Raw genomic sequence first — 13,387 nt, forward strand, 5'->3', positions numbered from 1 at the left:
CCGTCAGACGCTAGAAGCGCCGGCGCTGGTGCTCACTACGGCTGTCCCCCCAATCTCGGTAGGGCCAACTCCACCACCCAGCCGGCAAGTACCCTAAGCCCCGTACACAGCAGCGACGTTGTTCCGCGGGGCCGGCCGGATCTTCGCCGCGGGCGCCACGGCGAAGGCGCGGAGCAGGTTCTCGGTCGTGCGGGTGACGAAGGCTCGCGTCCGGTCGTCCATGCCGTGGTCACGGCCGTCCTCGGGCGTTCCGGCCATCAGGGCCTCGACCCAGCGCATCGTTCCGGAGGAAAAGACTCCGGCACCGCTCGGTACGGTGTAGTAGGCGGAGTCCGCGTGGCTGCGCCGGCCGTTGCAGACCAGCGGTGAGTGGGCGACGATCTCCAGCCGCTCCGGCGTGGGCGCCTGTGGGGTCACCCGGTCGTACTCCACCCCGACCAGGTGGTCGAAGGCATCGCCCCGCTTCGCGCCCGTCCCGGCGAAGAGCCAGTGGTCCGCGCCGTGCACGACGTAGGGCGCATCCGTCGGGTAGCCCTCATAGAAGACGCCGGTGAGGGCCGACTCCGGGTCGGCGGCGGGCGGTTGGCGGAAGTCGTGGGTCGGCAGGGCCCGGTGTGGACCGGCGAAGTGCGGATCGTCCCGGTAGGCGGTTTTGTAGCAGACCACCGTGCGCAGAGCACCGGACGCACCCGGTCCCGGACCGGGTCCCGGCCCCGGCCCCGGACCTGGTTCCAGCCTGACCCGGCGGAAGCAGGCGTTGGCCCCGAGGAAGGCCAGATTGGTGCCCGCGTCGCGGGCCCGGGTGACGTGCTCCCGCTGCTGTGGGGTCCAGTACTCGTCGTGGCCGAGCGAGAGCGCCGCCGTGGCGCCCCGCAGCGCCGACGGGTCGCGGTGGACGTCCACCCCGGTGGTGTAGGCCAGCGGGAGGCCGAGCCGTTCCGCGAGGACCACCAGTGCGCGCTCGTAGACCAGGAACTTCCCGGCGCCGTTGGTGTCGTAGGGCCGGTCGAAGCTGACGGCCAGCGAGCGCGTGCCGTACCCGCCGTCCGCGCCCCGGTAGAGGCTGTAGCCGCCCCATGCGTTGTACGCCTGCCAGGTGGCCACCGCGTGCATCAGCACCGTCCGGCCGGTGGTGCGGGCCGAGCGGACGACCATCGGGACGTACCGCTGGTGCCCGTGCTCCGCGTCCAGCCGGAGCAGATAGGCACCCGGCGGCCAACCGTCGGTGCGTACACGGAGGGTGCGCTCCCAGTCCGCTCGTACGCTGCGGGTCCCGGGCAGCGGCCTCGGGTGGCGCTGGCGCCGTCCGGCGACCCGGTCCGAGTGCCAGACCCGCCGGGCCTGGGCCCCGCGGTACCAGCCCACCCGGTAGGCCGCGACACGGAAGCCGGGTGCTGTGGTCGAGACGTACAGTCCGAACTCCTCGCCGGGCAGGACGCTCACCTTGTCGGTGTAGCCCTGGACCGCATCGGGCGGACCGGCCGAGCGGATCCGCCAGTCGGGGTGTCCCGGCCGGTCCCGCTCCGCGGCCAGATCCGGCTCGTCGCCACCCGTGGGGCCGCCTGGTCCCCCTCCTGACGTGGAGCCACAGCCGGCGGCCCCTCCCACGGCGAGACCGGCGGCCCCTACGGCGGCGGCCCCGAGGAACCGTCTGCGGTCCAGACCACCTGAGCCGCCCGCCCCGGCGGGTTCCCAGCCGTGTTCCGCGGCGCCGCTGTCGGGCCGGTCGTCATTCCGTGGGTCCTCGCCCATTTCACTGCTCCCGTACGCACCCTCCGCCGAGCTGTCAGGACGATCCTCCGGCGCTCCGCGCCACCGGACGACCTCAGTGGGCCCGAATGCGGGTACGGCGGCCCCGGCGCCACGGACCCGAGGGCGGGCGCAGCGCACCTCACCCGACCGTCTACAGTCGTGTAGACGAAAGCTGGGCGCCGCTCACCGGGCACGCGTGAGCGGCTGAACGATGCCCGGGATCGAGCAGGTCGCGGACACGGCGCACCGCGCCGGGAGGGCGGACATGACCATGGCACAGCCGAACAGCGAGGCACCGGCACGACCCGTGGGCGTGGGCGAGGGGCGGTCCGGCACCCCCGTGCCCAACGCCGGACACGGGCCGGGCTGGAGCAAGGTGCCGCAGGTCACGGCCGTGTTCTGGGGGGTGAAGGTGCTCACCACCGGCATGGGTGAGACAGCCTCGGACTACCTCGGCCGGACGCTCGGCCCGATACCGGCCGGCAGCCTGGGACTCGCCGGGCTGGTGGCCCTGCTCATCCTCCAGTTCCGGACCACCCGCTACCGGCCCTGGATCTACTGGTCAGCCATCGTCATGGTCAGCGTCTTCGGCACCATGGCCGCCGATGTCGTCCACGTCATCGCCGGCGTCCCGTACACGGTCTCGGTCCTCGCCTTCTCGGCCGGGCTGGCCGCGATCCTGACGGCCTGGTACGTGTCCGAGGGAACGCTCTCGATCCACAGCATCCGCACCCGCCGCCGCGAGGCGTTCTACTGGGCGACCGTGCTCGCCACCTTCGCCCTCGGCACCGCGGTGGGCGACCTCACGGCGGGCACCCTGCGCTGGGGGTACCTCCCCTCCGGCATCCTGTTCGCCGCACTGATCGCGGTGCCCGCACTGTCCGGACGCTTCCTCGGCCTCAACGCCGTCGCCGCCTTCTGGTGGGCGTACGTGCTGACCCGCCCGCTCGGGGCCTCCTTCGCCGACTGGATGGGCGTCTCCACCTCCCGCGGCGGCCTCGGGTGGGGAACGGGGCCGGTCACCCTGGCGCTCATCGTGCCCATCGTGCTCCTCGTGGCCTACCTGGCGATCAGCCATAAGGACACCCCGGCCGAGCGGCAGGCGACGGGCACCGCCTCCTGAAGGCGGGTTGGAGGGGCGGCGGCACGCAAGGTCCCTGCCATCCGCCGCCCCTCCAACCCGTCGGCCCGTCAGGACCCGAGCAACGCCGGTGCCAGCTCCCGCAGTTGCCCCAGCCCGAGGCCGCGGTCCGGCGCGATCGGCTGGACCGCGACATGGTCCGCCCCGGCCTCGTGATGCTCGGCGCCCCGCCGCCGGATGGCGTCCACGTCCCCCCACGCCACGATCGCGTCCACCAGCCGGTCGCTGCCGCCGTCGGCGAAGTCCTCGCCCCCGAAGCCGAGTCGGCGCAGATTGCCGGTGTAGTTCGGCAGCTGAAGGTAGAAGCCGGTGTGATGCTCCCGGGCCACGGCGCGGGCCTTTGCCGGGTCGGTCTCCAGCAGGACGGCCTGTTCGGGGGCGAGCAGCGGTCCGGTGCCGAGGATCTCCCGGGCGCGGGCGGTGTGTTCCGGCGTGACGAAGTACGGATGCGCACCGGCCGCCCGGTCCCGCGCCAGCTCCAGCATCTTCGGACCGAGCGCCGCCAGCACCCGGGCGGGCGGCGGCTCGGCCACCGGCCCCGGATACGGCGCCGCGTCCATCGCGTCGAGATACTCCCGCACGGCCGTGAGCGGCTTGGCGTACGTGTGGCCACGCGCGCCGACGAGCGGGGCGTGACTGGCCCCCAGGCCGAGCAGAAACCGTCCGTCATACGCCTCGGCCAGCGCCTGCGCGGCGGCGTTCATGGCGTCCGCGTCCCGGACCCAGAGGTGGGCCGTACGACGAAGCGGCCGCCCTCCCGAGAAGTCACTCTCGAAAGGACGGCCGCTCCGCGCTGCCGGACCGGTGGGTACGTCAGCCCTCGACGCCCAGCTTCTCCAAGATCAGCTCGCGGACGCGGGCCGCGTCCGCCTGGCCCCGGGTGGCCTTCATGACCGCGCCGACCAGGGCGCCGGCCGCGGCGACCTTGCCGCCGCGGATCTTGTCGGCGATGGCGGCGTTGGCGGCGATGGCCTCGTCGACGGCGGTGCCCAGGGCGCCCTCGTCGGAGACGACCTTGAGGCCGCGCTTCTCGACGACGGTGTCCGGGTCGCCCTCGCCGGCCAGCACGCCCTCGATGGTCTGGCGGGCCAGCTTGTCGTTGAGGGAGCCGTCGGCGACCAGCGCGGTGACCCGGGCGACCTGCTCGGGGGTGATCGGCAGGGCGGCCGGCTCGACGCCGTCCTCGTTGGCGCGGCGGGCCAGTTCGCCCATCCACCACTTACGGGCCGAGGCGGAGTCCGCGCCGGCGTCGACGGTGGCGGTGATCAGGTCGACCGCGCCCGCGTTGAGGATCGACTGCATGTCGTGCTCGGAGATGCCCCACTCCTCGCGCAGCCGGTTACGGCGGACGCGCGGCAGCTCGGGCAGAGCCGCCCGCAGTTCCTCGACCCACTCGCGGGAGGGGGCCACCGGCACCAGGTCCGGCTCGGGGAAGTAGCGGTAGTCCTCGGCGTTGTCCTTGATGCGGCCGGCCGTGGTGGAGCCGTCCTCCTCGTGGAAGTGCCGGGTCTCCTGGACGATCGTGCCGCCGGACGAGAGCACCGCGGCGTGCCGCTGGATCTCGAAGCGGGCCGCACGCTCCACGGAGCGCAGGGAGTTGACGTTCTTGGTCTCCGAGCGCGTACCGAACGTCTCGGTGCCGTTGGGGCGCAGCGAGAGGTTCACGTCGCAGCGCATCTGGCCCTGCTCCATCCGGGCCTCGGAGACGCCCAGCGCCTTGATGAGCTCGCGCAGCTCGGCGACGTACGCCTTGGCGACCTCGGGGGCCCGCTCGCCCGCGCCCTCGATGGGCTTGGTGACGATCTCGATGAGCGGGATACCGGCGCGGTTGTAGTCCAGGAGGGAGTGCCGGGCACCGTGGATACGGCCGGTGGCACCGCCGATGTGGGTGGACTTGCCGGTGTCCTCCTCCATGTGGGCGCGCTCGATGTGCACCCGGAAGACCTCCCCGTCCTCCAGCTGTACGTCGAGGTAGCCGTCGAAGGCGATCGGCTCGTCGTACTGGGAGGTCTGGAAGTTCTTCGGCATGTCCGGATAGAAGTAGTTCTTCCGGGCGAAGCGGCACCACTCGGCGATGGAGCAGTTCAGGGCCAGGCCGATCTTGACGGCGGACTCGACGCCGATCGCGTTGACGACCGGCAGCGAGCCGGGCAGGCCCAGGCAGGTGGGGCAGGTCTGCGAGTTGGCGTCCGCGCCGAGAGTCGTGGAACACCCGCAGAACATCTTGGTCTTGGTGCCGAGTTCGACATGGACCTCCAGGCCCATGACGGGGTCGTACGCCGCGAGGGCGTCCTCGTACGACACCAGGTCAGTGACAGTCACGGTGAAACTTTCCCTCTCAGCCCAGCAGGACGTCGTCGTCGCCCAGGCGCTTCAGTTCGCGGTAGAGGATCGCCAGGCCGGTGACGATCGCCGCGGCCGAAACGGCGGCGTCGATCAGGCGGAGCGTGTCGTTCTCCTTGCGGGCCAGCTTGGCCTGCTTGGCGACGCTGATGGCGCCGAACGCGGTGCTGCCGATCGACAGGTACAGACCGGACTTGGACTTCTTGAAGTTCTTGGCCTTCTTGGTCATGGCGGTCACAGTGCAGGTGCCTCCTCAAGCAGCGGGTGGCCCCACTTGGCGGTGAACGCGGCCTCGACCGCGGCACCGACCTTGTAGAGCCGTTCGTCGGCCATGGCAGGAGCGATGATCTGCAGGCCCACCGGCAGCCCGTCCTCGGGGGCCAGACCACAGGGCAGCGACATGGCCGCGTTGCCTGCCAGGTTGGTGGGGATCGTGCACACATCGGCGAGGTACATCGCCATCGGGTCGTCGGTGCGCTCGCCGATCGGGAAGGCGGTGGTCGGCGTGGTCGGCGAGATGATCACGTCGACCTGCTCGAAGGCCTTCTCGAAGTCGCGGGTGATCAGCGTCCGCACCTTCTGGGCGGAGCCGTAGTACGCGTCGTAGTAGCCGGAGCTGAGCGCGTACGTACCGAGGATGATCCGGCGCTTGACCTCGGGGCCGAAACCGGCCTCACGGGTCAGGGCGGTGACGTCCTCGGCGGACTTGCTGCCGTCGTCGCCGACCCGCAGGCCGTAGCGCATGGCGTCGAAGCGGGCCAGGTTGGAGGAGCACTCCGAGGGCGCGATCAGGTAGTACGCGGACAGCGCGAGGTCGAAGGACGGGCAGTCCAGCTCGACGATCTCGGCGCCCAGCTCCTTCATCAGCGCGACCGACTCGTCGAAACGCTGGATGACACCGGCCTGGTAGCCCTCGCCGCGGAACTGCTTGACGACGCCGACGCGCATGCCCTCGACGCTGCCGTTGCGGGCCGCCTCGACGACCGGCGGGACCGGCGCGTCGATGGAGGTGGAGTCCAGCGGGTCGTGCCCGGCGATGACCTCGTGGAGCAGCGCGGCGTCCAGGACCGTACGGGCGCAGGGGCCGCCCTGGTCCAGGGAGCTGGAGAACGCGACCATGCCGTAACGGGAGACGCCGCCGTAGGTGGGCTTGACGCCGACCGTGCCGGTGACGGACGCGGGCTGGCGGATGGAGCCGCCGGTGTCCGTGCCGATGGCGAGCGGGGCCTCGTAGGAGGCGAGGGCGGCGCTGGAGCCACCGCCGGAGCCGCCGGGGATCTTGGTCAGGTCCCAGGGGTTGCCGGTCGGCCCGTAGGCGCTGTTCTCCGTCGACGACCCCATGGCGAACTCGTCCATGTTGGTCTTGCCGAGGATGACGACGTCGGCGGCCTTGAGCTTCTTGGTCAGCGTCGCGTCGTACGGCGGCAGCCAGCCTTCGAGGATCTTCGAGCCGACGGTGGTGGGAATGCCCTCCGTCGTGAAGATGTCCTTGAGCGCGAGCGGGACACCGGCCAGCGGGCCGAGCTTCTCGCCGCGGGCCTTCTTCTCGTCCACGGCGCGGGCCTGGGCGAGCGCGCCCTCGCGGTCGACGTGCAGGAAGGCGTGCACCTTCTCGTCGACGGCGTCGATGCGGGCCAGGTGGGCCTCGGTCACCTCGACGGCGGTGAGCTCGCCGGCGGCGATCTTCGCCGCGATCTCGGCGGCGGTGAGCTTGATCAGGTCTGCCATGTCGGTCACTCCTCCCCCAGGATCTGCGGCACCTTGAAACGCTGCTGCTCCTGGGCCGGGGCGCCGGAGAGCGCCTGCTCGGGGGTCAGCGACGGACGGACCTCGTCCGGCCGCATGACGTTGGTCAGGGGCAGCGGGTGGGAGGTCGGCGGTACGTCTTGGTCGGCGACCTCGGAGACGCGGGCGACCGCGCCGATGATGTCGTCGAGCTGTCCGGCGAAGTGGTCGAGCTCTTCGGCCTTCAGCTCCAGACGTGCCAGCCGGGCGAGGTGGGCGACCTCCTCGCGCGTGATGCCAGGCATGCAGCGATCCTCTGGTGTTCTGGGCGGAGTGTTCCGGGCGGAATGTCCAGGAGGAGTCTTCTCGTCGAATGCTCCTGTGAACTTTTCCGGCCCAATCCTATGGCGTACGGAAGAGCTGCCGCGAAACCGTTTCGCCGGGGGCCGCCGCGAACGCCCGGCGCGGCCCGGTTCCGTGATCCGGCGGGGGACGCCCGGGGGCGCGGCTAGGGGGCCTTCGGGCCGGGTGGGTCGTCGGGCTCCTCGGGGGTCCGGACGTCGTTTGCCGGTGGCGGCTCGTCGGTCTCGTCCGGCTCGTCGGTCTCCGGTGCCTCGGCCGTCTCCGGCGGCGCGTCCGTGGCCGACGGCTCGTCCGCGTCGTCCGTCTCGGTGGGCGGGGCGGGTGAGGCCGGTGGGGCGGAGGCGTCGGGGACGTCGGGTGTGCCGCAGTCGTCGGGCGTGCCGGAGTCGTCAGGCGTGCCGGAGTCGTCGGGCGGGGTGGGCGTCTGGGCGGGTTCTTCGGAGCGGGGACATGGGACGGCCGGTGGCCGGGTCAGTTCAGGACCTGTCCCGAAGGGCGCTGAGCGGCCTTCTCCGCCGCCAGGGCGGCCGTCTCCGATTCGCGCTGCCAGCCGCGCTCTCCGCGGGCTCTCAGCCAGGCCGTGGTTTCGTCCGGTGGCATCGCCGCGGCCACCAGCCAGCCCTGCACGGCGTCGCAGCCGAGGTCGCGCAGCCGCTCCCAGGTCTCGTCGTCCTCGACGCCCTCCGCGACGACCAGGAGGCCGAGGGAGTGGGCGAGGTCCAGGGTGCAGCGGACGATCTCCGCGTCCTCCGTGTCGACGGCCAGCCGGGCCACGAACGAGCGGTCGATCTTGAGCTCGCTGACCGGGAGGCGTCTCAGGTGGACGAGGGAGGAGTAGCCGGTGCCGAAGTCGTCCAGGGACATCTTGACGCCGTGCGCGGTGAGCCCGGCAAGGGTGTCGGCGGCCCGCTGCGGGTCCTCCAGGAGGACGTGTTCGGTGATCTCCAGTTGGAGGGCGCCGGGTGGCACGCGATGCCGGGCCAGGCGGGCGGCGACGGCACCGGCGAATCCCGGGGAGTGCACATCGCGCGGGGAGACATTGACGGCGACCGGCACCTCCAGGCCCATCGCGCGCCAGCGCGCCACCTGGGCGAGCGCGGTCTCCAGGACGTACTCCGTCAGCCGGGGCATCAGCCCGGAGGACTCGGCGATGGCGATGAACTCGTCCGGTGGCACCCGGCCGCGGTCCGGATGCACCCAGCGGACCAGCGCCTCCAGTCCGGCGACATGCCCGTCGAAGCCGACCTTGGGCTGGTAGTGCAGCTCGACGTCGCCGGCGTCCAGGGCGCGGCGCAGATCGCCCAACAGGCCGAGCCGGTCAGGGGTGTTGCCGTCCCGCTTGGCCTCGTAGAGCTCGACACCGCTGCGGTCGCGCTTGGCCTGGTACATCGCCACATCGGCGCGGCGCAGCAGTCCCTCGGCGTCGAGGGCGTGGTCGGGGAAGACGGCGACCCCGGCGCTGGCTTCGAGCACGAGGGTCAGTCCGTCGAGGTCCAGCGGGGAGCCGAGGGCGGCGACGAGGTTGCGGGCCGCCCGCTGGGAGCTGGTGAGGGAGTCGGTGGTGGGCAGCAGGACGGCGAACTCGTCGCCGCCGAGCCGGGCCGCCTCGGCGCCGCGCGGGAGGGCGTGCCGCAGGCGCTCGGCGATCTGCAGCAGCAGGCGGTCGCCGGCGAGGTGGCCGAGGGTGTCGTTGACGGAGCGGAAGCGGTCCAGGTCGATGAGGACCAGCGCCGAGCGGACGCCGACGCGCTCGGCGTCGTCCAGGGCGGTCCAGGTGCGCTCCAGCAGCCACTGGCGGTTGGGCAGGCCGGTGAGCGGGTCGCGCAGCTGCTCCTCGGCGCGGGCGCGGGCTATCCAGAGGGTGGAGTCCAGCGCGATGAGGGGTACCGCGAACAGCGGCAGCAGCAGGGGGGCGTGGATGGCGCAGACGGCGATCAGCGGGGAGATGCCGAGCAGCGCGATACCGACAAGTGCCTGCCGGACCACGGCCGTTCGGGGGATGGCCGGCAGCTGGCCGGTGTGCGGGGTGAGGCTGATCCAGAGCAGGCCGCGGCTGACGAGGAGGTAGGCGGCGGCGGTGACGACGACTTCGGGGAGGACGGAGAGGTTCCAGGCCGACGGGGCCCAGGGGTGGCGGACGCTGGAGACCACCCCGAACGCGGCGAGGCCGAGCGCCGCGGTGCCGAGGCCGAGGATGTCCACGGCACCGTGCACCACGGCCTGTCGCCAGCGGTGCCGCCGGGCGGCACCGACCAGGACGACCACGGAGAGGCTGACGAGGGCGGCGGGCACCCAGCCGTACAGCAGCAGGACGGCGAGGGCCAGGGCGGCGCCGGAGCCCGTGCCGCCCCACCAGCGGTCGCGGCCGAGGGCGACCAGATGGCCGACGATGATGCCCGTGAGGATCGCCAGCGACCAGCCCACGGAACCGCCGGGGAACAGAGCGTCACCTTGGCGGAGGGTCACGATGACGCCCGTGGCGAGCGCGAGGCCCGCCACGGAGACGATGGTCGCGGGCAGCGCGGGCACGACGAGCCGCCGGAGCCGCGACGCCGGAGCGGCGCTGTCGGTCGGTTTCATTCCGATCCCTCTCACAGCCGGCTGTGCCCGCGCCACGGCAGGCGCACTCCTCAACAGTAGGCCGCGGAAGGCCGCGACGGGCAGCGATCGACGACGGTTGCCCGAATGCGACCCGGCGTCGCGGATCAATCTGGTATGCGCCGATGAGGTGACACCTCACTCCTCCTCAGGTGGAGTGACAGCTACCGCTCGCGCTGCGTCAGGACCCTGCTCCAGCAGCACCGCGAAGCCATCATCGTCCAACACGGGGACCTTCAACTGCATGGCCTTGTCGTACTTCGAACCAGGGTTGTCGCCCACAACTACGAATCCGGTCTTCTTCGAAACAGAACCGGTCACCTTCGCTCCGAGGTTCTGGAGGGCCTCTTTCGCGCCATCTCTGGTGTGTGACTGAAGTGTGCCCGTTACCACGACGGTGACGCCTTCCAGCGGCCGTGGGCCCTCATCACCCGTTTGCTCCTCCTCCATTCGGACGCCCGCGGCCCGCCAGCTCTCGATGATCTGCTGGTGCCAGTCCACGGCGAACCACTGCTTCAGCGAGGCCGCGATCGTGCCCCCGACACCGTCGACGGCGGCCAGCTCCGTCTCGTCCGCGTCCCGGATGCGGTCGATCGAGCGGAACTCCCGGGCCAGCGCCTCGGCCGCCACCGGGCCCACATGCCGGATCGACAGACCGGTGATGATCCGGGCCAGCGGGCGCTGCTTGGCCGCTTGGATGTTCTCCAGCATGGCCAGGGCGTTCTTCTTCGGCTCGCCCTTCTGGTTGGCGAAGAAGGTGACGACCTTCTCCTCGCCGGTCTTCGGGTCACGCTTGGGCAGACCCGAATCGGGGTCCAGGACATACGACTTGATGGGCAGCAGCTGTTCGATGGAGAGGCCGAAAAGATCGCCCTCGTCCCTCAGCGGCGGCTCGGACGGCTCCAGCGGCTGGCTGAGCGCCGTCGCCGCGACATAGCCGAAGTTCTCGATGTCCAGACACTTGCGGCCGGCCAGGTAGAACAGCCGCTCGCGGATCTGGGCGGGGCAGGCACGGGCGTTGGGACACCGCAGATCGATATCGCCTTCCTTGGCGGGCTGCAGCGCCGTCCCGCACTCGGGGCACTCGGCCGGCATCACGAACTCCCGCTCGCTGCCGTCCCGTAGATCGGCAACCGGGCCCAGGATCTCCGGGATCACGTCGCCGGCCTTGCGGATCACGACGGTGTCCCCGATGAACACACCCTTGGCCTTGACCACGTCCTGGTTGTGCAGGGTGGCGAACTCCACCTCGGACCCGGCCACGGTCACCGGCTCGACCACGGCATACGGCGTGACCCGTCCCGTACGGCCGACGCCGACGCGGATGTCGACCAGCTTGGTGTTGACCTCCTCCGGCGGGTACTTCCAGGCGATCGCCCAGCGCGGCGCCCGCGAGGTCGAGCCCAGCCGCCCCTGGAGCCGGATCTCGTCCAGCTTGACGACCACGCCGTCGATCTCGTGCTCGACGGCCGTACGGCGGGTCTCGGCGTCGCCGTAATGGTCGATGAACTCCCGCACGGCCGCGAGGGAGTCGACCACCTTGTTGTGTGTGGCGGTCGGCAGGCCCCACTCCTTGAGCAGGTCGTACGCCTCCGACAGCCGCTCGATCTCCAGACCTTCGCGGGCCCCGACACCATGCACGACCATGTGCAGCGGGCGGCTGGCGGTGACCTTGGGGTCCTTCTGGCGCAGCGAACCGGCCGCGGCGTTACGGGGGTTGGCGAACGGCGGTTTGCCGTCGGCCACCAGCCGCTCGTTGAGTGCGAGGAACTTCTCCATCGGGAAGAAGACTTCCCCGCGCACCTCGACCAGATCCGGGATCCGCTCGCCCTTCAGACGGTGCGGGATCTCGGCGATCGTACGGACGTTGGGGGTGATGTCCTCGCCCGTACGGCCGTCGCCGCGGGTGGCGGCGCGGGTCAGCCGGCCCTGCTCGTAGGTGAGGTTGACGGCGAGGCCGTCGACCTTCAGCTCGCACAGGAAGTGGTACTTGGCGCTCTTGGGGTCGCCGCCCAGCTCACCGGCGATCCGCTCGGCCCAGCCCGCCAACTCCTCGTCGTCGAAGGCGTTGTCGAGCGAGAGCATCCGTTCGCGGTGCTCGACCTCGGTGAACTCCGTGGCATAGGCCCCGGCGACCTTCTGGGTCGGCGAATCGGGGGTGCGCAGCTCGGCGTGCTCGTCCTCCAGGGCCTCCAGGGAGCGCAGCAGCTTGTCGAACTCCGCGTCACTGATGACCGGGGCGTCCTTCACGTAATACCGGAAGCGATGCTCCTCGATCTGCTCAGCGAGCTGCGCGTGCTTCTCCCGCGCCTCTGCGGGCACCTTGGATTCCGCTGCGTGCTGTTCGCCAGCCACCGTCTTGTCCTCCCGTGGTCCTTGAGTGCGGTCACTCAGGGTTGTCTGCGAGTGATCTCGCCGCCCGGACGCAGTGGGCGAGAGCGGAGCGGGCATAAGCGGGCGAAGCGCCCGCCAGACCGCACGACGGGGTGATGACCACGGACTCGCTGAGAGTCCCCGGCGACAGCCCCAGCCTGCGCCACAGCGTCCTGACCCCCATGACGCTACCGGCAGGGTCTGACAATGGGCCGTCCACGCCCGGCACCACGCCCGCGAACAGCGTCGTACCGCCCTCGACGGCCTCCCCGATCACCTCCTCCTCACGCTCGGTGAGCAGCGAGAAATCGAACGAGACGCCCGCGACACCGGCCCGCCGCAGCAGCCCGAAGGGCACCTCGGGCGCGCACGAGTGGACGACCACGGGACCGCCCTCCGCCACCCCGACAAGATCACGGAGCGCGCCCTCGACGACCGCCCGGTCCACCGCCCGGTGGGTGCGGTAGCCGCTCGCCGTCTTCACCCGGCCCTGGAGCACCGCCGTCAACGACGGCTCGTCGAGCTGCAGCACGACCCGCGCGCCCGGGACCCGCCGCCGTACGTCCGCGAGATGGCCGCGCAGCCCCTCCGCCAGGGACGCCGCAAGATCCCGGCAGGCCCCGGGGTCGCCGACGGCCGCCTCGCCGTTGCGCAGCTCCAGGGCGGCGGCCAGGGTCCATGGGCCGACCGCGGAGACCTTCAGCGGGCCCTCGTACCCCTGGGTGAACTCCTCCAGGGCGTCGAGATCCTCCCCGAGCCAAGAGTGGGCCCGCCGGGTGTCCCGGCCCGGCCGGTCACTGATCCGCCAGCCGCTGGGCTCCACATGGCCGTAGACCTCGACCAGCATCCCGAGGGTCCGGCCGATCATGTCGGCACCGGGGCCCCGGGCCGGGAGCTCCGGCAAATACGGGAAGGTCTCCAGCGATCCGGTGACGGTCTTGGCCGCCTCCCGCGCGTCACCGCCCGGCATCGACCCGATCCCGGTCGCCGCGCCCGCGGTCCACTTCTGCGTGCTGTTCTCACTCACCCAGGAAGGGTATGCGGCGGGGGCGAGGAGCGGGGTGGGGCGGGTGTGCGTGCGTGGGGCGGGTG

The 13,387-nt window shown here is 71.6% G+C and carries 9 protein-coding genes and 1 pseudogene; 1 reads left to right on the forward strand and 9 read right to left on the reverse strand.

Features of this window, described 5'->3' with window-relative positions:
- Nucleotides 1–93 precede the first annotated feature (93 nt).
- Nucleotides 94–1,752 (reverse strand): N,N-dimethylformamidase beta subunit family domain-containing protein, encoded by a 1,659-nt coding sequence (locus STRTU_RS10240; protein WP_246240333.1) that lies wholly within the window; start codon nt 1,750–1,752, stop codon nt 94–96.
- A 265-nt stretch (nt 1,753–2,017) separates the two neighbouring features.
- On the opposite strand from STRTU_RS10240, the gene STRTU_RS10245 reads away from it, so the two are divergent.
- The gene (locus STRTU_RS10245) at nt 2,018–2,875 is read left to right on the forward strand and encodes a COG4705 family protein (protein ID WP_371873579.1); all 858 of its coding nucleotides are present in this window, start codon (nt 2,018–2,020) and stop codon (nt 2,873–2,875) included.
- 68 nt (nt 2,876–2,943) lie between these two features.
- Here the strand turns inward: STRTU_RS10245 and STRTU_RS10250 are convergent.
- The 8 genes and pseudogenes from STRTU_RS10250 to STRTU_RS10285 all read right to left on the reverse strand — a co-directional run.
- Nucleotides 2,944–3,612, reverse strand: a pseudogene (locus STRTU_RS10250) (TIGR03620 family F420-dependent LLM class oxidoreductase); the annotation flags it as partial.
- Nucleotides 3,613–3,706: 94 nt separating this feature from the next.
- A complete protein-coding gene (gatB, locus tag STRTU_RS10255; protein WP_159743257.1) occupies nt 3,707–5,215 on the reverse strand; it encodes an Asp-tRNA(Asn)/Glu-tRNA(Gln) amidotransferase subunit GatB in 1,509 nt (502 codons plus the stop codon).
- Between the two features lie 16 nt (nt 5,216–5,231).
- A complete protein-coding gene (locus tag STRTU_RS10260; protein WP_033266953.1) occupies nt 5,232–5,465 on the reverse strand; it encodes a hypothetical protein in 234 nt (77 codons plus the stop codon).
- 5 nt (nt 5,466–5,470) lie between these two features.
- Complete coding sequence (gene gatA / locus STRTU_RS10265; RefSeq protein ID WP_159743258.1) at nt 5,471–6,964, reverse strand: Asp-tRNA(Asn)/Glu-tRNA(Gln) amidotransferase subunit GatA; 1,494 nt, start codon at nt 6,962–6,964, stop codon at nt 5,471–5,473.
- A 5-nt stretch (nt 6,965–6,969) separates the two neighbouring features.
- Nucleotides 6,970–7,266 (reverse strand): Asp-tRNA(Asn)/Glu-tRNA(Gln) amidotransferase subunit GatC, encoded by a 297-nt coding sequence (gene gatC, locus STRTU_RS10270; RefSeq protein ID WP_006602950.1) that lies wholly within the window; start codon nt 7,264–7,266, stop codon nt 6,970–6,972.
- A gap of 529 nt (nt 7,267–7,795) precedes the next feature.
- Nucleotides 7,796–9,904 carry a putative bifunctional diguanylate cyclase/phosphodiesterase gene (locus STRTU_RS10275; RefSeq protein ID WP_159743259.1) on the reverse strand — a complete coding sequence of 703 codons (2,109 nt, stop codon included), beginning with the start codon at nt 9,902–9,904 and terminating at the stop codon, nt 7,796–7,798.
- 156 nt (nt 9,905–10,060) lie between these two features.
- Nucleotides 10,061–12,277 carry an NAD-dependent DNA ligase LigA gene (gene ligA, locus STRTU_RS10280; RefSeq protein WP_159743260.1) on the reverse strand — a complete coding sequence of 739 codons (2,217 nt, stop codon included), beginning with the start codon at nt 12,275–12,277 and terminating at the stop codon, nt 10,061–10,063.
- A 31-nt stretch (nt 12,278–12,308) separates the two neighbouring features.
- Nucleotides 12,309–13,322: a methionine synthase gene (locus STRTU_RS10285; protein WP_159743261.1), complete on the reverse strand. Its 1,014-nt coding sequence runs from the start codon at nt 13,320–13,322 to the stop codon at nt 12,309–12,311.
- Nucleotides 13,323–13,387 lie beyond the last annotated feature (65 nt).

Source organism: Streptomyces tubercidicus (assembly GCF_027497495.1).
Taxonomy (GTDB): domain Bacteria; phylum Actinomycetota; class Actinomycetes; order Streptomycetales; family Streptomycetaceae; genus Streptomyces; species Streptomyces tubercidicus.

What these genes read in the sequence shown, in the direction of transcription:
- STRTU_RS10240 (WP_246240333.1), bottom strand. Translation starts at nt 1,752, where the DNA reads ATGGGCGAGGACCCACGGAATGACGACCGGCCCGACAGCGGCGCCGCG.
- STRTU_RS10245 (WP_371873579.1), top strand. Translation starts at nt 2,018, where the DNA reads ATGACCATGGCACAGCCGAACAGCGAGGCACCGGCACGACCCGTGGGC.
- STRTU_RS10260 (WP_033266953.1), bottom strand. Translation starts at nt 5,465, where the DNA reads ATGACCAAGAAGGCCAAGAACTTCAAGAAGTCCAAGTCCGGTCTGTAC.
- gatA (WP_159743258.1), bottom strand. Translation starts at nt 6,964, where the DNA reads ATGGCAGACCTGATCAAGCTCACCGCCGCCGAGATCGCGGCGAAGATC.
- gatC (WP_006602950.1), bottom strand. Translation starts at nt 7,266, where the DNA reads ATGCCTGGCATCACGCGCGAGGAGGTCGCCCACCTCGCCCGGCTGGCA.
- STRTU_RS10275 (WP_159743259.1), bottom strand. Translation starts at nt 9,904, where the DNA reads ATGAAACCGACCGACAGCGCCGCTCCGGCGTCGCGGCTCCGGCGGCTC.